General features: G+C 70.7%; 17 protein-coding genes and 1 tRNA gene. 6 read left to right on the top strand and 12 right to left on the bottom strand.

Annotated features, from left to right (window positions below; genetic code table 11):
* Positions 1-48 precede the first annotated feature (48 nt).
* The 3 genes from ABD298_RS01990 to ABD298_RS01980 are packed head-to-tail and all read left to right on the top strand — an operon-like array spanning position 49 to position 4,508.
* Entirely contained in the window at positions 49-2,619 is a 2,571-nt protein-coding gene (locus ABD298_RS01990) for a DEAD/DEAH box helicase (protein ID WP_344297965.1), read from the top strand.
* Positions 2,620-2,628: 9 nt separating this feature from the next.
* The gene (locus tag ABD298_RS01985) at positions 2,629-3,153 is read left to right on the top strand and encodes a GNAT family N-acetyltransferase (RefSeq protein ID WP_344297963.1); all 525 of its coding nucleotides are present in this window, start codon (positions 2,629-2,631) and stop codon (positions 3,151-3,153) included.
* Positions 3,150-4,508 (top strand): alpha/beta fold hydrolase, encoded by a 1,359-nt coding sequence (locus ABD298_RS01980; protein ID WP_425564276.1) that lies wholly within the window; start codon positions 3,150-3,152, stop codon positions 4,506-4,508. The genes ABD298_RS01985 and ABD298_RS01980 overlap by 4 nt, the downstream gene beginning before the upstream one ends.
* Here ABD298_RS01980 and ABD298_RS01975 read toward each other — a convergent pair.
* The 3 genes from ABD298_RS01975 to coaE are packed head-to-tail and all read right to left on the bottom strand — an operon-like array spanning position 4,496 to position 8,643.
* A complete protein-coding gene (locus tag ABD298_RS01975; protein ID WP_344297961.1) occupies positions 4,496-5,851 on the bottom strand; it encodes an MFS transporter in 1,356 nt (451 codons plus the stop codon). The genes ABD298_RS01980 and ABD298_RS01975 overlap by 13 nt on opposite strands.
* Positions 5,844-7,955 carry an excinuclease ABC subunit UvrB gene (gene uvrB / locus ABD298_RS01970; RefSeq protein ID WP_344297959.1) on the bottom strand — a complete coding sequence of 704 codons (2,112 nt, stop codon included), beginning with the start codon at positions 7,953-7,955 and terminating at the stop codon, positions 5,844-5,846. The genes ABD298_RS01975 and uvrB overlap by 8 nt, the downstream gene beginning before the upstream one ends.
* Positions 7,956-8,007: 52 nt before the next feature.
* Positions 8,008-8,643, bottom strand: coding sequence for a dephospho-CoA kinase (coaE, locus tag ABD298_RS01965; protein ID WP_344297957.1), 636 nt, complete (start codon positions 8,641-8,643; stop codon positions 8,008-8,010).
* A 43-nt stretch (positions 8,644-8,686) separates the two neighbouring features.
* Here coaE and ABD298_RS01960 point away from each other — a divergent pair, with 43 nt between their 5' ends.
* Positions 8,687-9,364: an IMPACT family protein gene (locus ABD298_RS01960; protein ID WP_344297955.1), complete on the top strand. Its 678-nt coding sequence runs from the start codon at positions 8,687-8,689 to the stop codon at positions 9,362-9,364.
* Here the strand turns inward: ABD298_RS01960 and ABD298_RS01955 are convergent.
* The 4 genes from ABD298_RS01955 to polA form a co-directional block, all read right to left on the bottom strand.
* Positions 9,361-9,792 (bottom strand): flavodoxin family protein, encoded by a 432-nt coding sequence (locus ABD298_RS01955; RefSeq protein ID WP_344297953.1) that lies wholly within the window; start codon positions 9,790-9,792, stop codon positions 9,361-9,363. The genes ABD298_RS01960 and ABD298_RS01955 overlap by 4 nt on opposite strands.
* A 237-nt stretch (positions 9,793-10,029) precedes the next feature.
* Positions 10,030-11,505 carry a 30S ribosomal protein S1 gene (gene rpsA, locus ABD298_RS01950; RefSeq protein WP_344297951.1) on the bottom strand — a complete coding sequence of 492 codons (1,476 nt, stop codon included), beginning with the start codon at positions 11,503-11,505 and terminating at the stop codon, positions 10,030-10,032.
* A gap of 200 nt (positions 11,506-11,705) precedes the next feature.
* Positions 11,706-13,067 (bottom strand): GNAT family N-acetyltransferase, encoded by a 1,362-nt coding sequence (locus ABD298_RS01945; RefSeq protein WP_344297949.1) that lies wholly within the window; start codon positions 13,065-13,067, stop codon positions 11,706-11,708.
* A complete protein-coding gene (polA, locus tag ABD298_RS01940; protein WP_425564275.1) occupies positions 13,064-15,835 on the bottom strand; it encodes a DNA polymerase I in 2,772 nt (923 codons plus the stop codon). The genes ABD298_RS01945 and polA overlap by 4 nt, the downstream gene beginning before the upstream one ends.
* On the opposite strand from polA, the gene ABD298_RS01935 reads away from it, so the two are divergent.
* Complete coding sequence (locus tag ABD298_RS01935) at positions 15,834-16,433, top strand: hotdog fold thioesterase (protein WP_344297947.1); 600 nt, start codon at positions 15,834-15,836, stop codon at positions 16,431-16,433. The genes polA and ABD298_RS01935 overlap by 2 nt on opposite strands.
* Here the strand turns inward: ABD298_RS01935 and ABD298_RS01930 are convergent.
* From ABD298_RS01930 to ABD298_RS01915, 4 genes are all read right to left on the bottom strand, one after another.
* Positions 16,418-16,957 carry a dihydrofolate reductase family protein gene (locus ABD298_RS01930; RefSeq protein WP_344297945.1) on the bottom strand — a complete coding sequence of 180 codons (540 nt, stop codon included), beginning with the start codon at positions 16,955-16,957 and terminating at the stop codon, positions 16,418-16,420. The two genes, ABD298_RS01935 and ABD298_RS01930, sit on opposite strands and share 16 nt — an antisense overlap.
* 35 nt (positions 16,958-16,992) lie before the next feature.
* A complete protein-coding gene (locus ABD298_RS01925; RefSeq protein WP_344298158.1) occupies positions 16,993-17,211 on the bottom strand; it encodes a hypothetical protein in 219 nt (72 codons plus the stop codon).
* A gap of 2 nt (positions 17,212-17,213) precedes the next feature.
* Positions 17,214-18,407 (bottom strand): inorganic phosphate transporter, encoded by a 1,194-nt coding sequence (locus ABD298_RS01920; protein WP_344297943.1) that lies wholly within the window; start codon positions 18,405-18,407, stop codon positions 17,214-17,216.
* Between the two features lie 200 nt (positions 18,408-18,607).
* Positions 18,608-18,689, bottom strand: a tRNA-Leu gene (locus ABD298_RS01915).
* 130 nt (positions 18,690-18,819) lie between these two features.
* Between ABD298_RS01915 and ABD298_RS01910 the strand changes: the two genes are divergently transcribed.
* Positions 18,820-19,443 (top strand): ANTAR domain-containing response regulator, encoded by a 624-nt coding sequence (locus tag ABD298_RS01910; protein WP_208712446.1) that lies wholly within the window; start codon positions 18,820-18,822, stop codon positions 19,441-19,443.
* A gap of 79 nt (positions 19,444-19,522) precedes the next feature.
* Here ABD298_RS01910 and pyk read toward each other — a convergent pair whose 3' ends face one another.
* Complete coding sequence (pyk, locus tag ABD298_RS01905; RefSeq protein ID WP_344297940.1) at positions 19,523-21,031, bottom strand: pyruvate kinase; 1,509 nt, start codon at positions 21,029-21,031, stop codon at positions 19,523-19,525.
* Positions 21,032-21,110: the final 79 nt, after the last annotated feature.

Below are 21,110 nucleotides of genomic sequence, written 5' to 3'. Positions count from 1 at the left end.
CGGACCCCGCCGGTGGGGGTAGCCCACTGCGGATAGTCTGGAGGCGCCATGCGACTCGATGCCCTCCTCCCCGCGCCCTCCTCGTCCGCCGACCGCGCCGGCCGTGACGGCTCCCTGCCCGACGCGGTCTACGAGGCCTTCGTCCGGTGGGCCGAGGGACGGGGCCTGACCCTCTACCCCGCCCAGGACGAGGCGGTGCTCGAGATCGTGTCCGGCTCGAACGTGATCCTCGCGACCCCCACGGGGTCCGGCAAGTCGCTCGTGGCGATCGCGGCGCACTTCCACGGGCTCGCCACAGGGCAGCGCAGCTACTACACCGCGCCGATCAAGGCGCTTGTCTCGGAGAAGTTCTTCGCCCTGTGCGACATCTTCGGCGCGGAGAACGTCGGCATGGTCACCGGAGACTCGTCCGTCAACCCGGACGCCCCGATCATCTGCTGCACCGCGGAGATCCTCGCGAACCACGCCCTCCGGGAGGGCTCCGAGGCAGAACTCGGGCCGGTCGTCATGGACGAGTTCCACTTCTACTCCGACCCCCAGCGCGGCTGGGCCTGGCAGGTGCCGCTCCTGGAACTGCCGCAGGCGCAGTTCCTCCTGATGAGCGCGACGCTCGGCGACGTGAGCCGGTTCGAGCGCGAGCTCACCGAGCGCACGGGGCGCACGACGGCGACGGTCGCCCACGCGGAGCGGCCCATCCCGCTGCACTACTACTACGAGGAGAAGCCTGTCCACGAGACGCTCGAGGAGCTGCTCGCGACGAAGCAGGTCCCGGTGTACGTGGTGCACTTCAGCCAGCTCGAGGCGATCGAGCGCGCGCAGCAGCTGATGAGCGTGAACATGTGCACGCGCGAGGAGAAAGACCGGATCGCCGAGCTGATCGGGCACTTCCGGTTCGCGGCGGGCTTCGGCAAGACCCTCAACCGGCTCGTGCGCCACGGCATCGGCGTGCACCACGCGGGCATGCTGCCGAAGTACCGGAGGCTCGTCGAGCAGCTCGCCCAGGCGGGGCTGCTCAAGGTCATCTGCGGCACGGACACCCTCGGTGTGGGGATCAACGTGCCGATCCGGACGGTCCTGCTCACCGCCCTGAGCAAGTTCGACGGCACTCGGACGCGGCACCTCAACGCGCGCGAGTTCCACCAGATCGCCGGCCGCGCGGGCAGGGCAGGATACGACACGGCCGGGACCGTCGTCGTGCAGGCGCCCGAGCACGTCGTCGAGAACAACCGCGCCATGGAGAAGGCCCGCGCGAAGTTCGGCGAGGACCAGCGCAAGCTGCGGCAGGTCGTGAAGAAGAAGCCGCCCGAGGGCTTCGTCTCCTGGGGCCGGCCCACCTTCGAGAAGCTCGTCGAGGCTGCCCCCGAGCCGCTGACCTCGAGCTTCACGGTCACGCACGCCATGCTGCTGAACCTCATGGCCCGCCCGGGGAACCCCTTCACCGCCGCGCACCGGCTCCTGACCGAGAACCACGAGCCGCGTCCCGTCCAGCTGCGCCTGATGCGGCGGGCGCTCGGGATCCTGCGCGAGCTCCTGGCCGCCGACGTCGTCGAGCGGATCCCCGAGGACGAGCTGACTCCCGAGCAGCGGGCCAGCGGCCACACGCTGCGCCTCACGGTGGACCTCCAGGAGAACTTCGCGCTCAACCAGCCGCTCTCGCCGTTCGCGCTCGCGGCCCTCGACCTGCTCGACCCCGAGTCGCCGTCGTACGCGCTCGACGTCGTGTCCGTCATCGAGGCCACGCTCGAGAAGCCGCGGCAGATCCTCTCCGCCCAGCTCAAGCGGGCCAAGACCGAGGCGGTCGCGGCCATGAAGGCCGAGGGCATGGAGTACGCCGAGCGCATGAACGCGCTCGACGCCGTCACCTACCCCGAGCCGCTCAAGGAGCTCCTCGAGGCGGCGTTCGAGACGTACCGGCGCCACGCCCCCTGGGTCGGGGACTTCGAGCTCGCGCCGAAGTCGGTGGTCCGGGACATGTACGAACGGGCGATGGACTTCGGCGAGTTCGTCCAGTTCTACGGGCTGGCGCGCAGCGAGGGCATCGTCCTGCGCTACCTGACCGACGCGTTCAAGGCCCTGCGGCAGACCGTGCCCCAGGACGCGCTGCGGGAGGACCTCGAGGACCTCATCGCCTGGCTCGGCGAGCTGGTCCGCCAGGTCGACTCGTCGCTCCTGGACGAGTGGGAGGAGCTCACGAGCGGCAGGGACCTGCACACCCACGATGCACCGCCCCCTCCCCCGCCAGCCCTCACCTCCAACGTCCGTGCGTTCCGGGTCATGGTGCGCAACGAGCTCTTCCGCCGCGTCGAGCTGTTCGCCGACGAGGATTCCGCGGCCCTCGCGGCGCTCGACGGGGAGGCCGGCTTCGGCGTCGAGCAGTGGGAGGAGACCCTCGACGCGTACTTCGACGAGCACGAGGACATCGGCACAGGCCCGGACGCGCGGGGTCCGCAGCTGCTCGTCATCGAGGAGAAGCCCGGCATGTGGCACGTGCGGCAGATCTTCGACGACCCGGCGGGGAACCACGACTGGGGCTTCTCTGCCGAGGTGGACCTCGGCCAGAGCGATGCGACCGGCACCGCCGTCATCCGACTGACGCAGATCGGTCGGCTCGACGGCTAGGTTAGGAGCATGAGCGTTTCCACCACGACAGTACTCCGGCGAGCTGAGCCGGCTGACGTTCCCGCGATCCTCGAGCTCATCCACGAGCTCGCGGTCTACGAGAGGGAGCCGGACGCGGTGAAGAACACCGCGGAGGACCTCACGGAGGCGCTGTTCGGCGACCACCCGGCGGTCTTCGCGCACGTCGTCGAGGACTCCGCTTCCGGATCCCCGGCCGTGATGGGCTTCGCGCTCTGGTTCCTGAACTACTCGACGTGGGAGGGCACCCATGGGATCTACCTCGAGGACCTCTATGTCCGTCCCGCCGCCCGGGGCCGGGGGTACGGCAAGGCGCTCCTCGCCGAGCTCGCCCGCATCGCTGTCGAGCGCGGGTACGCGCGCGTCGAATGGGCGGTGCTGAAGTGGAACGAGCCGTCCATCGGCTTCTACCGGAGCCTCGGCGCCCGCCCGATGGAGGAGTGGGACACCTTCCGCCTCACGGGTGAGGCGCTCGCGGCCTTCGGCACGGCGACCCGCGTGGGCGCGCCGTCGTGAGCACGACGCCGGCCCGCGGCCGTCCACGTCCGGGTGCCGCCGCCGCGGGCCACCACGTGGTGGGCCAGCACGAGTTCCGCGGGCTGCGGACGGTCGAGCACGTGTTCCAGGTTCCGCTCGACCACGGGCGGCCCGACGGAGAGCGGATCGAGGTCTTCGCGCGCGAGTACGCCGCGGCGGCCCACCCGGCGACTGCCGCCGAGCAGCTCCCCTGGCTCGTGTTCCTCCAGGGCGGCCCGGGCGGCCGGGGGAACCGCGTGACGAGCCTGGGCGGGTGGATGAAGGCGGCGGCGAAGGACTTCCGCATCCTCATGCTCGACCAGCGCGGAACCGGCCTGTCGGCACCGGCCGACCGGGTCTCGCTTCCGCTGCGGGGCGGCCCCGCAGAGCAGGCGGCGTACCTCGGGCACTTCCGCGCCGACTCGATCGTGTTCGACTGCGAGGCAATCCGGCGCGCCCTCGGCTCTGGCCCATGGACGGTGTTCGGGCAGAGCTACGGCGGGTTCTGCACCCTCACGTACCTCTCGCTCGCACCCGAGGGGGTGCGGCGGGCGCTCATCACGGGCGGCCTCGCGCCGCTGGAGGGCCCGGCTGACCGCGTCTACCGGACCACCTATGCGCGGGTCGCTGCCCGCAATGCCGAGTACTTCGGCTGGTACCCGGACGACCGTGCCAGGGTGAGCGCCGTCGTCGAGCATCTGAGGCGCCGCGACGAGCGCCTGCCGAGCGGCGAGCGGCTCTCCCCCGAGCGCTTCCAGCTCGTCGGGAGCCTCCTCGGAGGCAACACCCGCGTCGACTCCCTCCACTACCTGCTCGAGGACGCCTTCACCGGCGGACTGCGCGGTCCACGGCTCTCCGATGGGTTCCTCGCCCAGGTCCACGCGCTCGTGACGCGGGCCGCGAATCCGCTGTACGCGCTCATGCACGAGTCCATCTACGCCCAGGGCGAGGCGACCGAGTGGGCCGCGTGGCGGGTCCTCGACGAGTATCCGGACTTCCGGCCCGACGCCGAGGACCCGCTCCTGCTGGGCGAGATGGTCATGCCGTGGTACTTCGAGCAGGATCCGGCGCTCGTGCCGCTCGCGGACCTCGCCGACCTGCTGGCGCGCAGGACCGACTGGGGGCAGCTCTACGACCGGGGGCGGCTGGCCGTGAATGATGTCCCTGTCGCCGCCGCCGTGTACCGGGACGACATCTTCGTCGACCGGGACCTCTCGCTGGAGACCGCCGCCTCAGTCCGGGGCCTCCAGGTCTGGGAGACCGCGGACTTCCACCACGACGGGATCTCGGACGACGGCGAGGGCCTCTTCGCGCGCCTCCTGACGCTCGCGGATCCCGACGGTCAGGACCGGTAGGCCCTCCGGCCCACGACGGCGACGGCGAGCACCGCCACGCTGGTGAGTCCTGCGACGGCCGCGAGACCGGGGAATCCGATCAGGGCCATGACGATGCCCGACAGCCCGCCGCCCAGGGCGCCGGCGAGGCCCATGGCCGTGTCGCCGACTCCCTGCGCCTCGACACGGTGGTCCGGCGCCACGGACTCCGCCAGGAGCGCCGATCCGGCGATCGTGGCCGCGGACCAGCCGAGCCCCAGCAGCACGAGCGCCACGGTCACCGACGCCGGGCTGGCTGCGCCGAGCGCCGCGGTGGCCACTGCCCCGACGAGGGTGACGTGCCCCGCGGCGAGGACAGTGCGGCGTCCGACCCGGTCGGCGAGCCAGCCCATCAGCGGCGAGAGCGCGTACATTCCCGCAATGTGCAGCGAGATCACGAAGCCGATGAGGGCGAACGAGTCGGTGCCGACGTGGCCTCCGTGACCGCCGCCGTCCGCCACGCTGCCCACAGTCACCTGTTGGAGGTGCAGCGGCGTCATGGACATGACCGCGACCATGACCGCGTGCGCAGCCACCACCGCGGAGACGGCGAGGCCCGCGCCGGGAGACGAGCGGATCGCGCCGATGCCCGCGCGGAGGACGGCGCCCCTCGGCCGCTTCGACCCGGCCGGCTCCTGGGCTTCTCCCGAGATGCGGCGGGCCTCGAGGAGGGGGTCGGGCCGGAGACCCGTCCACAGCAGGACCGCCGCGACGGCCATCCCCGTCACCGAGATGACGAAGGGGCCCGCGGTCTCCGGCAGGCCGAGAGCCGCGCCGAGCGCTGCTCCCGGCTTGATGAGGTTCGGGCCCGCCACGGCGCCGACCGTGATCGACCAGACGACGAGCGACAGGTCGCGGCCGCGGTGCGCCGCGACCGCGAGGTCAACGGCGGCGAAACGGGACTGGAGGTTGACCGCGGTGCCGACCCCCAGGAGCGCCGCCCCGGCCAAGAGCAGGACCAGGGAGGACGCCATCGTCGCCAGCACGACGGACCCGGAGCCGAGGGCCGCGATGCCGAGGCCGGCGACGAGCGCCTTCCGACGCCCGCGGGACGCCGCGAAGCCGCTCAGGGGCAGGGCTGCGAGCGCGGCAGCGAGCGTGAGGACGGTGGTGACCGATCCGGCCCACGCCGCCGAGCCGCCGAAGTCGACGGCGAGGAGCGACCCGATCGCGAGGGTTGCCCCGTTGCCGAGGCCGCTCAGGAGCTGCGCTGCGGCGAGCACCCCGACGGTACGCCGCTGGACGCGGCGGCGGGCATCGTCGTCGTGCGTCAGGCCGTCGGTAGTCGCGGCAGACGCCTGCGCGTCTGGCTCCGGCTCAGGCATGCCCGGCCGACTGCATCTGGCGCAGCTCCTTCTTGAGCTCGGCGACCTCGTCGCGGAGCCGGGCGGCGAGCTCGAACTGCAGCTCGGCGGCGGCTCCGTGCATCTGCTCGGTGAGCTGCCCGATGAGGCCCAGCAGGTCCTCGGCCGGGGCCGCGGCGAGTCCGTCGCGGCGCAGCTCGGCCTCGGCGCGTTCGCGGGCGTTGGCTCCGGCGGCGCCCTTCGTGCGCTTGCCGGCCTTCGAGCGGCCCTCCAGCAGCGCCCGGGTGTCCTCGTCCTCGCGGGCGAGCTGGTCCGTGATGTCCGCGATGCGCTTGCGCAGGGGCTGCGGGTCAATCCCCCGCTCCTCGTTGAACGCCATCTGGATGGCGCGACGGCGGTTCGTCTCGTCGATCGCCTGGGCCATCGAGTCCGTGATCTTGTCCGCGTACATGTGCACCTGGCCCGAGACGTTGCGGGCGGCGCGGCCGATGGTCTGGATCAGTGACGTCGAGGACCGCAGGAAGCCCTCCTTGTCGGCGTCGAGGATGCTCACGAGGGACACCTCGGGCAGGTCGAGCCCCTCGCGCAGGAGGTTGATGCCCACCAGGACGTCGAAGACCCCGAGGCGCAGCTCGCGCAGGAGCTCGACGCGGCGGAGCGTGTCCACGTCCGAGTGGAGGTACTGGACCTTGACGCCGTGGCCCAGGAGGTACTCGGTGAGGTCCTCGGCCATGCGCTTGGTGAGGGTAGTGACGAGGACCCGCTCGTCCCGTTCGACCCTGTCACGGATCTCGCCGAGGAGATCGTCGATCTGGCCCTTGGTGGGCTTCACGATCACCTCGGGGTCCACGAGGCCCGTGGGGCGGATGATCTGCTGCACGAAGCCGTCGGCCTTGCCGAGCTCGTACTTGCCGGGCGTCGCGGACAGGTAGATGGTCTGGCCAATCCGCTCGAGGAACTCGTCCCACTTCAGCGGCCGGTTGTCCATGGCCGAGGGGAGCCGGAATCCGTGCTCGACGAGCGTGCGCTTGCGCGACATGTCGCCCTCGTACATCGAGCCGATCTGCGGAACCGTGACGTGGGACTCGTCGATGACGAGGAGGAAGTCGTCCGGGAAGTAGTCGAGGAGGCAGTGGGGGGCGGTGCCGGGGCCGCGGCCGTCGATGTGCCGCGAGTAGTTCTCGATCCCGTTGCAGAACCCCATCTGCTGCATCATCTCGAGGTCGTAGGTGGTGCGCATCCGCAGCCGCTGGGCCTCGACGAGCTTGTTCTGCGACTCGAGGACCTGCAGACGCTCGGCGAGCTCGTCCTCGATGCCCTTGATCGCCTTGGCCATGCGCTCCGGGCCAGCCACATAGTGCGAGGCGGGGAAGACGTACATCTCCGTCTCCTCCCGGATGACCTCGCCGGTGAGGGGGTGGAGCGTGTGGATGGACTCGATCTCGTCGCCGAAGAACTCGATGCGGAGCGCCTGCTCCTCGTACATCGGGATGATCTCGACAGTGTCGCCCCGCACGCGGAAGGTCCCGCGGTGGAAGTCGACGTCGTTGCGGACGTACTGCATGGCGACGAACTGGCGCAGGAGCGCGTCGCGGTCCATCTCCATGCCGCGGCGCAGCGTCACCATGCCCGCGACGTACTCCTCCGGCGTGCCGAGGCCGTAGATGCACGAGACGGTCGCGACCACCACGACGTCGCGGCGGGTCAGGAGGGAGTTTGTGGCCGAGTGCCGCAGCCGTTCAACCTCCTCGTTGATCGAGGAGTCCTTCTCGATGAAGGTGTCCGTCTGGGGGACGTAGGCTTCGGGCTGGTAGTAGTCGTAGTACGACACGAAGTACTCGACCGCATTGTTCGGCAGGAGCTCGCGGAACTCGTTCGCGAGCTGCGCGGCCAGCGTCTTGTTCTGCACCATGACGAGCGTGGGCCGCTGGAGCTTCTCGATGACCCACGCGGTCGTGGCGCTCTTGCCGGTTCCGGTGGCTCCGAGGAGGACGACGTCCTTCTCGCCGTTCTGGATGCGCTCGGCGATCTCGGCGATGGCGGTCGGCTGGTCGCCCGCTGGCTTGTACTCGCTGACCACCTCGAACGGCGCGACGACGCGGTTGATCTCCTGGGCAAGGCTCATGCGTCAAATCTACGCCCGGCAGCGGACAGGGCATGTCCGCATTCGCTGCAGGCTAAGCGGAGGACCCGGCCTGCGCGGACCGGGCCGCCGCCGGCACGAGGACGCCGTCCCACAGCCGGTCCACCGCGGCCCGGAGCTCCTCCACGGTGCCCGTGTTCTCCAGGACGTGGTCGGCCGCCGCGAGGCGTTCCTCGCGCGTGGTCTGGGCCGCCATGCGGGCTCGCGCCTCGGCCTCGGGCATGCCGTTCCTGGCCGCGAGCCGGGCCACCCGGACGTCGTCGGGCGCGTCCACGACCACCACGACGTCGAAGTTCCCGGCCTGCCCCGTCTCCACGAGCAGCGGTATGTCCTGGACGACGACGGCGCGCGGGTCCTGGCTGCCCGCCCGCTCGGCGATCTCGGCCGCGCGCGCCCGCACGCGTGGGTGGACGATCGCGTTGAGCACCTCGCGCCGCACGGGGTCCGCGAAGACGATGGCGCCAAGCGCAGCCCGGTCCAGGCCGCCGTCGTCGGCCACGATCCCCGGCCCGAACGCCGCGACGACCTCCGCGAGCCCCTCCGAACCGGGCGCGACGGCCTCGCGCGCGAGCACGTCCGCGTCCACGAGGACCGCGCCACGCTCTGCGAGCCTGCGCGCGACCTCCGACTTCCCCGAGGCGATTCCGCCTGTCAGTCCAACCCTCAGCACGGCCCCAGCCTAGCGCGGACGAGCCGCCGCCTAGACTTGTGCGGTGACCGAGACACCGAGCCATGCCGCGCGCTACACGACGGTCGACGGCGAGCACCGCCACGAGCTCGAGGTCAAGCGGTCCCGCTTCATCACGGTCCTGCGACGCGTCGAGACGGAAGGGGACGCGCGCGACCTCGTGGCCGGGCTGCGGCGCGAGTTCCACGACGCGCGCCACCACTGCAGCGCCTTCGTCCTCGGCCCGGACCGCACCACCCAGCGCAGCAGCGACGACGGAGAGCCCGCCGGCACCGCCGGCATCCCCATGCTCGAGGCCCTCCTGAAGAGGGAAACGCACGACGGCGCGGCGGACCTCAGCGACGTCGTGGCCGTGGTCGTGAGGTACTTCGGCGGTGTCCTGCTGGGTGCCGGCGGGCTGGTCAGGGCGTACTCGGAGTCGGTGTCCTCCGCACTCGACACCGCCCGGCTCGTGAGGCGCCAGCGGCTGCGCATCCTCGGCGTGGCCACGGAGCACGCCGTCGCGCCGCGCCTTGAGAACGACCTCCGCTCGGCCGGTGTCGTGGTCCTCGGCACCGACTACGGCCCGCGCTCCGCCACCCTGCGGATCGCCGTGGAGGACTCCGATGCGGAGGCCGCGACCCTTGAAGGGCGGCTGGCGAGCCTCTCGGCGGGATCCGCCCGGGCCGACGCGCTCGGGACTTCCTGGGTCGACGTCCCCTAGCCTGCGAGCTGTCGGCCCCAGGCCTCCGCCTTCTCGAGCTCCCCGTCGAGCAGCGGCCCCTCGGTGCCCTTGACGTAGTACCAGGTGGGATCGGCGGCACGCTGGCCGCCGGCTGCCTCGAGCGCGTGCTCGATCTTCTTGGCGGCGTCACCGTGGATGAACAGCTTGACGCGGGTGTCGAACGCGGCGGTGCGCACGCCGTCGAGGGAGCCGGGTCCAAGCGCGTCGAGCCAGGCGCCCAGTCCCTCGAGCGGCTTCCAGCCGACGATGGGACTCCCGACCACCAGCAGCGCCCCCGGCTCGAGTGTTGCCGGCGAGAACGCGGAGACGTGGACCGCGCGGGCATCGCCGCCCAGCCCCCGGGCGATCGCCTCGGCGATGCGCTGGGTATTGCCGTACTGGGACTCGTAGACCACCACTGCCGTCATTGCTGTGCCTTCCCGTCCGTGGTCTTCCCGCCTGTGGGCCTTGCCGCCTGTCGGCCTTCCTGGCGCAACAGTAGGTCTGCAGCACTGGAACCGGCGAGGGTCGAACGGCCCCTGTGTGCGGTGCGCGCCGACGGGAGCGCGCCGACCTGAGCGGGTGCGGACACGAAACGGGCGGGCCCTGCTCGCGCAGGACCCGCCCCTTCACGCCAGACGGCTGGACCGTCAGCCGGCTACAGGTCAGTTGCCGGTGAGCTTCTCGCGCAGGGCGGCGAGGGCCTCATCGGACGCGAGCGTGCCGGAGGAGCTGGTCTCGGAGGTCGACGCGGCCTCGGAGGAGTAGCTGGTGGACATCGACTCGTGGCCGGACGCCGCGGCGGCGTCGTCGGCGAGGTGCTGCGAGACCTGCTTCTTGTGCGCCTCCCAGCGGGCCTGGGCGTCGGCGTACTGCTGCTCCCACGCGGCGCGCTGCGTCTCGTAGCCCTCGAGCCACTCGTTGGACTCCGGGTCGAAGCCCTCCGGGTACTTGTAGTTGCCCTCCTCGTCGTACTCGGCGGCCATGCCGTAGAGCGCCGGGTCGAACTCGGTCGAGTCCGGGTCCACGCCCTCGTTGGCCTGCTTGAGCGACAGGGAGATGCGGCGACGCTCGAGGTCGATGTCGATGACCTTGACGAAGAGCTCGTCGCCCACGGAGACGACCTGCTCGGCGAGGTCCACGTGGCGGACCGCCAGCTCGGAGATGTGCACGAGGCCCTCGATGCCGTCCTCGACACGCACGAACGCACCGAACGGGACGAGCTTGGTGACCTTGCCGGGGACGACCTGGCCCAGCGCGTGCGTGCGGGCGAAGGTCTGCCACGGGTCCTCCTGCGTCGCCTTGAGCGAGAGGGAGACGCGCTCGCGGTCGAGATCGACCTCGAGGACCTCGACCGTGACCTCCTGGCCGACCTCGACGACCTCGGACGGGTGGTCGATGTGCTTCCAGGACAGCTCCGAGACGTGCACGAGGCCGTCGACGCCGCCGAGGTCCACGAACGCACCGAAGTTGACGATCGAGGAGACGACGCCGGGACGGACCTGGCCCTTCTCGAGCTTGTTGAGGAAGGAGGAGCGGACCTCGGACTGGGTCTGCTCGAGCCAGGCACGGCGGGACAGGACCACGTTGTTGCGGTTCTTGTCCAGCTCGATGATCTTCGCCTCGATCTTCTGGCCGATGTACGGCGCGAGATCGCGGACACGGCGCATCTCGACGAGCGAGGCCGGGAGGAAGCCACGGAGGCCGATGTCGAGGATGAGGCCACCCTTGACCACCTCGATGACGGTGCCGGTGACGACGCCGTCCTCCTCCTTGATCTTCTCGATGTCACCCCAGGCGCGCTCGTACTGCGCGCGCTTCTTGGAGAGGATCAGGCGGCCTTCCTTGTCCTCCTTGGTGAGGACGAGCGCCTCGACCTGGTCACCGACGGCGACAACCTCGCCCGGGTCCACGTCGTGCTTGATGGAAAGCTCGCGAGAGGGGATGACGCCCTCGGTCTTGTACCCGATGTCGAGCAGGACCTCGTCGCGGTCGACCTTGACGACGGTTCCTTCCACGAGGTCGCCGTCGTTGAAGTACTTGATGGTGGCGTCGACAGCGGCGAGGAAGTCCTCAGTGGTGCCGATGTCGTTGATGGCGACCTGCGGCGTGGTGGACGTCGAGGTGGAGGTGATGGTCATGTAGTAGGGGCTCCGATGTGGATAGTTGGTCGGTCAGTCAGACCCGCGTCCCGGCTGCCGGCCGCGTTGCGAAGACTGGCTGAAGTCTTAGTGTGGTGCTGCGTCCTGCACGCCGGCCGGTCAGGCCAGCAGGCAGAACGCACGCGCGTACTACGCGCCCGTCCAGTCTAGTCGCCGCGCCCAAGGTGGGTCAAAGCGGCTCAGAAGTGCGTCAGGCAATGCGCGGGCCGCTCGACGGCGAGCATCTGCGCCAGCACGAGCGCGGCCTCGGGCGCGGACTCGCCCGTGCGGATCCTTCCGGCCTGGAGGAGGGACACGGGGCTCACGCCGCCCACGTAGACCGACGAGAGGTCCGCGATGTCGAGCGACACCTGGGCCTCGCCGTCTGGCGCGCCGAGGGCCTCGACTGTCGCCGTCCCGTCCACAACCGCGAGCCGGTAGCGGCCGGCGGCGAGGCCCAGGGCGTCGTCGACGCGGAGGATGAGCTCCCCGTCGTGTGCGTAGCGGCGCGCCTCGAGCGCAGCCCGGACGTCGAGGATCCGCAGCCAGAGCATGTCTCGCGCCGTCTCGGCCCGCACCAAGCGGGAGTCCTCGAGCGCCCAGACGAGGGGGTCGTCGGCGGGCGCCTCATCCCAGACCACCCGGTCGATGAGGTCGAGCGAGCCGAGGTAGCCCCACAGCCCCAGGTACGCGTCCGGTGTGGCCGCGACGAGGTCCAGCAGCTCCATGGTGGCCGGTTCGTGGGACCATCCGCGGAACCTGTAAGCGGCATAGCCGTCCGGCGCGCCGTCCTCGGCGAGGTGCACCGCGACACGCACGGCGGCGTCCTCGCCGCCGCTGCCGCGCTCCCACTGGCCCGCCGCACGGAGCCGGTACTGCTCCTGGCGGTCCACAGAGCCGGGGACCGCGCGGTGGGCGCGGGCAAAGATCGTCGGCGCGAGCTCGAGCATCGCTCCCGGCTCGGCCGCCATCACGCGTCCGCGAGGCCGGACGGCGAGGCGGAAGCGGGGCCCGGTGGACACGGTGACGCGCCGCTCGTGGGTCGCGACGCCGTAGCCGAAGCGGCGGTAGATCGAGGCCTCGGACGCGGTGAGGGCGGCCACAGGGACGCCATCCGCCTTCGCGCGGGCGAGGTCCTCCCCCATGAGCCGGCGCAGGAGGCCCCGTCGCCGGTGGTCGGTGCGCACTGTCACCGCGGTGACGAGGTGCGCGGGCACGAGCCGGCCGTAGCCGACGTTGAGGGTTTTGCGGAACGTGGCGAAGGTCGCAACCGGGCGCCCTGCGGGAAAGGCGCCCGGCGGGCCCGGACGGGTCTCGTAGACGCCCGTGAGCTCACGGTCGTCGACGCGGTAGGCGGCCGCGGTCTTGGCCACGTGGCTGTCCGCGAGGGCCTTCTCGTAGAACCCGTAGTTCACGGCCCGGATCCACTCGGCCGTTGCGGCGAAGTCCTGGCTCTCGGAGCCTGAGGCCCGGAACCGCCGCAGCTCATAGCGGTCGGCCAGGCCGCCGGCCGGAACGCCGTCCCCGGGGACGGCGTCCTCAGACGCGGCGCCGGCGGTCAATGCCCGGCCTCGTTCCACGTCCGCCCCACGCCGATCTGCACGTCGAGCGGGACGCTCAGGTCCGCCGCCGAGCCCATCTCCTGCTCGACGACCTCCCGCACCGCGGCCTCCTCGCCCGGAGCGACCTCGACCACGAGCTCGTCGTGGATCTGCAGCAGCAGCCGCGACCCGAGGCCGCGCTCCTTCAGCTGGCCTTCCACCCCGATCATGGCCCGCTTGATGATGTCCGCCGCCGAGCCCTGGATCGGCGAGTTCAGCGCGATCCGCTCCGCGAGCTCGCGGTGCACCCGGTTGGGGCTCGTAAGGTCCGGCAGGTACCGGCGGCGGCCGAAGATCGTCTGCGTGAAGCCGTCCTGGCGCGCCTGTTCGACGACGCCGCGCAGGTAGTCCCGCACGGCGCCGAAGCGGTCGAAGTAGTCCTTCATGAGGGTGCGCGCCTCGTCGACCGAGATCTCGAGCTGCTTGGAGAGGCCGAACGACGACAGCCCGTAGGCCAGGCCGTAGGACATGGCCTTGACCTTGGAGCGCATCTCGCTCGTGACCTCCGCCGGTGCCACGTGGAAGATCCGCGAGCCGACGAAGCGGTGCAGGTCCTCGCCCGAGCGGTAGGCCTCGATGAGTCCCTCGTCCCCCGAGAGGTGGGCCATGATGCGCATCTCGATCTGCGAGTAGTCCGCCGACAGCAGCGACTCATAGCCCTCGCCGGCGACGAACACGTCACGGACGCGGCGGCCCTCCTCGCTGCGGATCGGGATGTTCTGCAGGTTGGGGTTGTTCGAGGACAGGCGTCCCGTGGCCGCGATGGTCTGGGCGTAGGTGGTGTGGATCCGCCCGTCCTTCGTGACGGCCTTCTTGAGGGTCTCGACCATCTGGCGGAGCTTGCTCGACTCCCGGTGCGCCATGAGCGAGGCGAGGAACGGGTGCCCGGTCTTGTCCAGCAGCTCCTTGAGGGAGGCCGCGTCGGTCGTGTACCCGGTCTTGATCTTCTTCGTCTTGGGCAGCTCGAGCTCCTCGAAGAGGACGGCCTGGAGCTGCTTGGGGGATCCGAGGTTGACCTTGTGCCCGATCGCGGCGTACGCGGCCTCGGCGGCGGCCTCGCTCGTGGCGCCGAGCTCGTCCATGAGCGCGTCGATCCGGGGCACGTCGACGGTGATCCCGGCCCACTCCATGTCGAGCAGGACCCGCGAGAGCGGAAGCTCCATGTCCTGCAGCAGCGCGGCCGCGCCCAGCTCCGTCAGCTGCGGCGCGAGCTCGTCATGGAGTGCGCGCACGACGGCGGCCTGCCGCGCCATCGCTGCGGCCGCGGCCTCGTCCCCCGCGAGGTCGAGCGCGAGCTGGCCCGCGGTCGGCGCCCCCGCGGCGAGCTCGATCCCGAGGTGGTGCTGGGCGAGGTCGGCCAGTGCGTACGAGCGGCGGTCCGGCTCCGCGAGGTATCCGGAGATCGAGACGTCGTCGACGACCCCTTCCACCTCCGCGCCGAGCGCCCTCAGCGCCTTGGCGCCTTCCTTGTACTCGGCCATCGCCTTGGGCACCGCCGGGTCGGCCAGCCACGCAGAGAGCGGGGCAGGGAGCGTCCCGTCGAGAGGCACGACGACGGCGGCCTCCTTCGTCGCGAGCGCGACGGACTCAGCGGCCGGCCGGGGGCTTCCGCCGTCCGTGCGCACGGCGACCGCGACGGGCGTCCCGCCCGCTGCCGCCGCACCCTCGGCGAGCGCCGCGAGCGAGGCGGCGAGGGCGTCGTCGTCCGCGGGAACGGTGTGGGGCGGGACATGGAACTCGTCCTCCCCCGCCTCGGGTCCCTCAGTGCCGAAGACGTCGTAGACGCGCGTGCGCAGCGCCTTGAACTCCAGTTCGTCGAACAGTGCCTCGACCGCGGCGCGCTCGGGGCGGGGGTCGGCGAGGTCGTCCAGCGTCAGCGGCAGCTCGAGGTCCGTCAGGAGGCGGTTGAGCCTTCGGTTGCGCTCCACGGACTCGAGGTTGGCCCGCAGGGATTCGCCCGCCTTGCCCTTGATCTCCGCCGCGTGCTCGAGGACACCCTCGATCCCGTCGTACTGGGTGATCCACTTCGCTGCGGTCTTCGGCCCCACGCCGGGGACGCCCGGGAGGTTGTCGGCGGACTCGCCCACGAGCGCCGCCAGATCCGGGTACCGTGCGGGCGGGACGAAGTACTTCTCCTCGATGGCGGCGGCGTCCATCCGGGGGATGTCGCTCACGCCCTTGCGAGGGTAGAGGACCGAGACGTGGTCGTTGACGAGCTGGAACGTGTCCCGGTCCCCCGAGACCAGGAGGACCTCGAAGCCTGCGGCCGCGCCCTGTGCGGCAAGGGTCGCGAGGATGTCGTCCGCCTCGTGGCCCGGGAGCTCGAGCGTGCGGATGCCGAGGGCGGCCATGACCTTCTTGATGTAGTCGATCTGGCCGGAGAACTCGGCGGGCGTCGCGTTGCGGCCAGCCTTGTACTCGCTGTACTCGGTCCGGCGGTGGGTGGTCTCGTCGCTGACGTCGAACGCGACTGCGACGTGGGTGGGCTCCTGGTCGCGCACGAGGTTGATGAGCATCGACGTGAAGCCGTGGATCGCATTGGTGTGCTGACCTTCGGCATTGACGAAGCTCTCGGCCGGCAGTGCGAAGAATGCGCGGAACGCCATCGAGTGCCCGTCGAGGACCAGCAGCCTCGGCCGCCCGGCGCCGGGCCCCCCTGCAGTGCTGGTGGGGACGCGCGCGGGGAGGGTTTTGCTGGTTTCACTCACGGGTGCCAGCCTAGTGGCCATGCACGACAATTTCAGCCGCGCCGCTGCGCCCACGCCCGCCCTCGACACCCCGGCAGAGGCCGGCGACGGGGACCGCTCGGCGGCGCTCGCCGCCGAGCTCGAAGCTGCCGGCGTCCCCGAGCACCTCAGGCCCTGGCTGGCCGACCGCGGCGTCGGTGCGCTCGTGGTCAAGCTCGGCATCGTGTTCGAGGAGCTCACGGCTGAGCGCGCGGTCGCGACGATGCCCGTCGCGGGCAACACCCAGGTGGCGGGCATCCTGCACGGGGGCGCCCACGCGGTCCTCGCGGAGACCCTCGGCTCGTTTGCGGCGTCGCTCCACGCCGGGCCCGGACGGCATGCGGTCGGCGTCGACCTGAACGCGACGCACCACCGCCCTGCCGTGCGCGGACTGGTCAGGGGCACCTGCACGGCGGTCCACCTCGGGCGCACACTCGCGACGCACGAGATCGTGATGACCGACCAGGAGGGCCACCGGCTCTCCACAGCGCGCATCACGAACCTGCTCCGGGACAACCCGCCGGCGGGCCGCAATCCGGAAGGCCACGGCGGGAAGCGGCAGGGGGGGCGTCCCGAGCGCGGGGGTCAGGCCGCACGGTAGGCGAGTTCCACCGTCCCGCCGCGCTCGACCACGCTCTCGAGGGTGAACCCTGCCGGCACCCCGAGGGGGTTTCCGCCGAACAGGGGCACGCCCCCGCCGAGAGCGACGGGCACGAGGGTGAGCACGATCCGGTCGATGAGCCCGGCGGAGAGGAACTCCCCGGCGAGCGACCCGCCGCCGACGATGTACACGTCCTTGTCTCCGGCGTCCCTGCGGAGCTCGTCGGCGAACATCTGTACGCTGCCCCGCACGAGCACGACGTCGGCGCCGTCGTCCGTGCCGAGTTCGTGGTGGGTGAAGACCCAGCACGGCACGTGGTACGGCCACCCGTCCTTCGCGTGGGCGCGCACCCACTCGTAGGTGTCGCCGCCCATGACCACGCAGCCCACTCCGGCTTCGAAGGCCTCGTACGCGGCCGCGACCCCCTCGACCTCGTTGAACTGCTCGAGCCATGCGAGGTCGCCGCCGTCCGAGGCGATGTAGCCGTCCAGACTGCTGCCCACGAAGTACACGAAGTCCGCCATGGGCCCAGCCTATCCGCCGGCCCGCACGGCGGGGCTCAGGAGTGGAAGTACGGGATGATCAGGTAGATCCCGAAGAGCACCGCCGCCCCGCACAGGGCGAAGCACACTACGGCGGCCGCGCGCGGAAGGCCTCCGCCCTGGGGACGGTCCCCCGCGGCGGCGGAGAGCCGGACGCCGAGCGAGTAGAGGAGGACGACGACGCCGGAGCCCACCACGGTGGCCAGTGCGACGACGGCGAGCTCAGCCCACTTGATGCTCATGCGGTCCCCCTCGAGGTGAAGCGGCGGCGCTTTCGGCGCGGGAAGGCCACGGCTTCGCCGGCCTCCTCGACCTCGACCACGTTATGGTGCGCCACCTTCTGGCGCTGGGAGACGACGAACATCCACACGACAGCGATGGTGCCGAGGACGGCGGTGGCGAGTACTCCGGGTGTGCCGAGCGCGATCAGCAGGGCAGCCAAGCCGCCCACGAGTGCCGCGGCGGGCAGCGTCAGCACCCAGCCGAGCGCAATCCTCCCCGCGGTTCCCCAGCGGACGCTCGTGCCGCGCCTGCCCAGGCCGGAGCCGATCACCGAGCCGGAGGCGACCTGGGTCGTGGAGAGCGCGAAGCCAAGGTGGGACGAGGCGAGGATCGCGGCCGCGGTGCTCGATTCGGCCGAGAAGCCCTGAGCGGGCCGGACCTCTGTCAGCCCGGTGCCCAGCGTGCGGATGATCCTCCAGCCACCCGCGTATGTTCCGACGGCGATCGCGGCGGCACATGCCGCGATGACCCAGAGGTGGGGACCGGTCCCGACCTGCTGCTCGCCGCCGGCGATGAGGACCAGCGTGATGATGCCCATCGTCTTCTGTGCGTCATTCGTGCCATGGGACAGGGCCACGAGGCTCGAGGTGAAGACTTGGCCGACCCGGAAGGTTCCCCGCCCCTGCCGCAGTTTGGTCCCTTCAGCGTCCCGGCGTGCCGTGAGCGCGTACGCCATGCGGGTCGTGAGCCAGGCTGCGAAGCCCGCGATAATGGGGGCCGCGACGGCGGGGAGGATGACCTTCGCCACGAGTGTCTCGAAGTTCACGGCGTGCAGGCCCATCCCGACGACCGCTGCACCGATGAGGCCGCCGAACAGCGCGTGGGACGAGCTCGACGGTAGGCCGCGGAGCCACGTGAACATGTTCCACATGACGGCGCCCATGAGGCCCGCGAAGATGACTTCGGGGGTGATGTGGATGCCCTGTTCCCCCTCCCTGATGAGCCCGCCGGAGATGGTCTTCGCCACCTCTGTCGACAGGAAGGCGCCGACGAGGTTCAGCACGGCAGCCAGTGCGACGGCCTTGCGCGGGGTGATCGCGCCCGTCGCGATCGGCGTGGCCATGGCATTGGCGGTGTCGTGGAAGCCGTTGGTGAAGTCGAAGAAGAGCGCCAGTACGATGACCAGCACGATCATGGCGGTGATGTCCACCCGCAGTGCCCTTCGGGGTTGAGGTCAGGGAAAGGAGCCCGTGGACCGCCCGTGTTCACGGTACGTTCATGAACAGTTCGCGTCAAAGGACTTGACGCGGCGGCTGGGCTGCAGCCTAGCCATCCTAGCGCGCCACTGCGGGCCCCCGCGCCGCCAGACGAGTGCGGGCCCCGGCTCACTGCCGGGGCCCGCACTGGACGTGCCCGAGGTGGGACTCGAACCCACACACCTTTCGATACCGCATTTTGAGGGCGGCGCGTCTGCCAATTCCGCCACTCGGGCCTGCCCGACAACTCTACCTGCTCCGGGCCTTCCCGGCGCTGCCCGCCCATCCCCTCTCACAGGGAAGCGGAGTCAGGCCGCGCGCCGGTAGGATCGACGTCAGAGTATCCCCTGACCCCGAGGAGCCCGCGTGTCCGACAAGACCCCCCAGGCAGCCCCTTCCGCAGAGAGGGCGGCCTCCGCGACGGCGCGCCGCGTCGTCGTCGCCGAGGACGAGACCCTCATCCGGCTCGACATCATCGAGATCCTTCGCGGCGAGGGCTTCGACGTCGTGGCTGAGGCGGACAATGGCGAGCGCGCAGTGCAGCTCGCCGAGGAGCTCAAGCCCGACCTCGTGCTCATGGACGTCAAGATGCCCGTCATGGACGGCATCACCGCGGCCGAGAGGATCGTCAAGGCACGCATCTCCCCTGTCGTCCTGCTCACCGCCTTCAGCCAGAAGGAGCTCGTCGAGCGCGCTCGCGATGCCGGAGCCATGGCGTACGTGGTCAAGCCCTTCACCCCGAACGACCTCATCCCGGCGATCGAGATCGCGCTCTCCCGCCACGAGGAGATCAAGGCCCTCGAGGCGGAGGTGACGGACCTGAAGGAGCAGTTCGCCACCCGCAAGCTCGTCGAGCGTGCCAAGAGCCTGCTCATCACCAAGATGGGCCTGACCGAGCCCGAGGCGTTCCGCTGGATCCAGAAGACCTCGATGGACCGCCGGCTCAGCATGCGCGAGGTCGCCGAGACGATCATCAACCAGGTCAGCTAGACCTCACCCAGACACCGCGAAGGGCGGCACCCGGACCCCCGGGTGCCGCCCTTCGCTGCAGCTGGCGCTCTCCGTGCCGTCAGATGGACTCGCGGCGCGGCTCCGTCGGGAGCGGCCACGGGCCGACCTGTTCGCGCGCAGGCGCCGCGGCACCCTCGAGGAGCTGGCCGGCGTCGGCCAGGTCGCCCACCTTGTGGACGCGCAGCGCGTTGGTCGAGCCCGCAACCCCCGGAGGGGATCCGGCCGCGACGACGACCAGATCGTTGGGCGTGGCAAGACCGGCACGCAGGAGATACTCGTCGACCTGGGCGATCATCTGGTCGGTGTGGGCCGCGAAGTCCACCATCCGGGGCTGGATGCCCCAGCACAGGCTCAGGATGTTCAGCGTGGACGTCAGCGGCGTGAAGGCGAAGACCGGCTTCTGCGGCCGCAGACGGCTCAGGCGGCGCGCCGAGTCGCCGGACTGGGTGAACGTGCAGATGTACTTCGCGTCCAGCTGGTCCGCGATCGCGACGGCGGCGCGGGTGATCGCCCCTCCGCGCGTCTTGGGCTGGGAGCCGAGCGGCGGGACGCGCTCGAGCCCGTGCTCCTCCGTGGACTCGATGATCTTCGCCATCGTCTTGACAGTCTCAATTGGGTAGGCACCTACGCTCGTCTCGCCCGAGAGCATGACCGCGTCGGCGCCGTCGAGCACCGCGTTCGCGCAGTCAGAGGCCTCGGCACGCGTGGGGCGCGGGTTGTCGATCATCGATTCGAGGACCTGGGTTGCGACGATCACGGGCTTGGCCCAGCGCCGCGCGAGCTCGATGGCCCGCTTCTGCACGAGCGGAACCTGCTCGAGCGGCAGCTCGACTCCGAGGTCGCCGCGCGCGACCATGATGGCGTCGAACGCGTCGATGATCTCGTGCAGCTGGTCCACGGCCTGCGGCTTCTCGATCTTGGCGATGACGGGGGCGCGGCGGCCCTCCTCCTCCATGATCTCGTGGACGCGGCGGATGTCGCTGGCGTCGCGGACGAACGACAGGGCGACGTAGTCGACCCCGCGCTTGAGGGCCCAGCGCAGGTCGCCCTCGTCCTTCTCACTCAGGGCGGGCACGTTGACGGCGACGCCAGGGAGGTTGATGCCCTTGTTGTTGGACACGGTGCCGCCCACCGTGACCTCGGTGACGACCTTCACGTCGTCGACCGCGGTGGCCCGCAGCGCGACCTTGCCGTCGTCGATCAGGAGGGTGTCGCCGACCTTGACGTCCTCGGTGAGGCTCTTGAGGGTGGTCGAGCAGATGTCCTTCGTGCCGGGCACGTCTTCGGTGGTGATGGTGAAGACATCGCCCACGGCGAGGTCGTGCGGCCCGTCGGAGAACCGTCCGAGGCGGATCTTGGGCCCCTGGAGGTCTGCCATGATGCCGACGGCCTTGCCGAGTTCGGCGGAGGCCTTGCGGACGTTCTCGTAGGTGATGTCGTGCACCGAGTAGTCGCCGTGGCTCATGTTCATGCGAGCCACGTCCACACCTGCCTCGATCACGGCGAGTGTCTTCTCATACGTGGAGATGGCCGGGCCGAAGGTGGCCACGATCTTCGCGCGTCTCATATACCTAACCCTAATGTCGAGCGGATTCTGCGTCGGGAGCAGAGGGGTGAACAGTCGGGGTGAAGCAATCAGGAAGGAC

It is taken from the genome of Sinomonas flava, assembly GCF_039531875.1.
Classification (GTDB): domain Bacteria; phylum Actinomycetota; class Actinomycetes; order Actinomycetales; family Micrococcaceae; genus Sinomonas; species Sinomonas flava.
Note: the sequence above shows the minus strand (reverse complement) of the source record. Positions and strands in the feature narration are given on the sequence as shown.

Coding starts and splice junctions, on each gene's coding strand:
- ABD298_RS01930 (WP_344297945.1), bottom strand. CDS start 16,957: ATGGCGGACTTCGTGTACTTCGTGGGCAGCAGTCTGGACGGCTACATC.
- ABD298_RS01935 (WP_344297947.1), top strand. CDS start 15,834: ATGCACGACAATTTCAGCCGCGCCGCTGCGCCCACGCCCGCCCTCGAC.
- ABD298_RS01975 (WP_344297961.1), bottom strand. CDS start 5,851: ATGCCTGAGCCGGAGCCAGACGCGCAGGCGTCTGCCGCGACTACCGAC.
- ABD298_RS01990 (WP_344297965.1), top strand. CDS start 49: ATGCGACTCGATGCCCTCCTCCCCGCGCCCTCCTCGTCCGCCGACCGC.
- polA (WP_425564275.1), bottom strand. CDS start 15,835: ATGGCCACTAGGCTGGCACCCGTGAGTGAAACCAGCAAAACCCTCCCC.
- pyk (WP_344297940.1), bottom strand. CDS start 21,031: ATGAGACGCGCGAAGATCGTGGCCACCTTCGGCCCGGCCATCTCCACG.
- ABD298_RS01955 (WP_344297953.1), bottom strand. CDS start 9,792: ATGACGGCAGTGGTGGTCTACGAGTCCCAGTACGGCAATACCCAGCGC.
- rpsA (WP_344297951.1), bottom strand. CDS start 11,505: ATGACCATCACCTCCACCTCGACGTCCACCACGCCGCAGGTCGCCATC.
- uvrB (WP_344297959.1), bottom strand. CDS start 7,955: ATGAGCCTTGCCCAGGAGATCAACCGCGTCGTCGCGCCGTTCGAGGTG.
- ABD298_RS01985 (WP_344297963.1), top strand. CDS start 2,629: ATGAGCGTTTCCACCACGACAGTACTCCGGCGAGCTGAGCCGGCTGAC.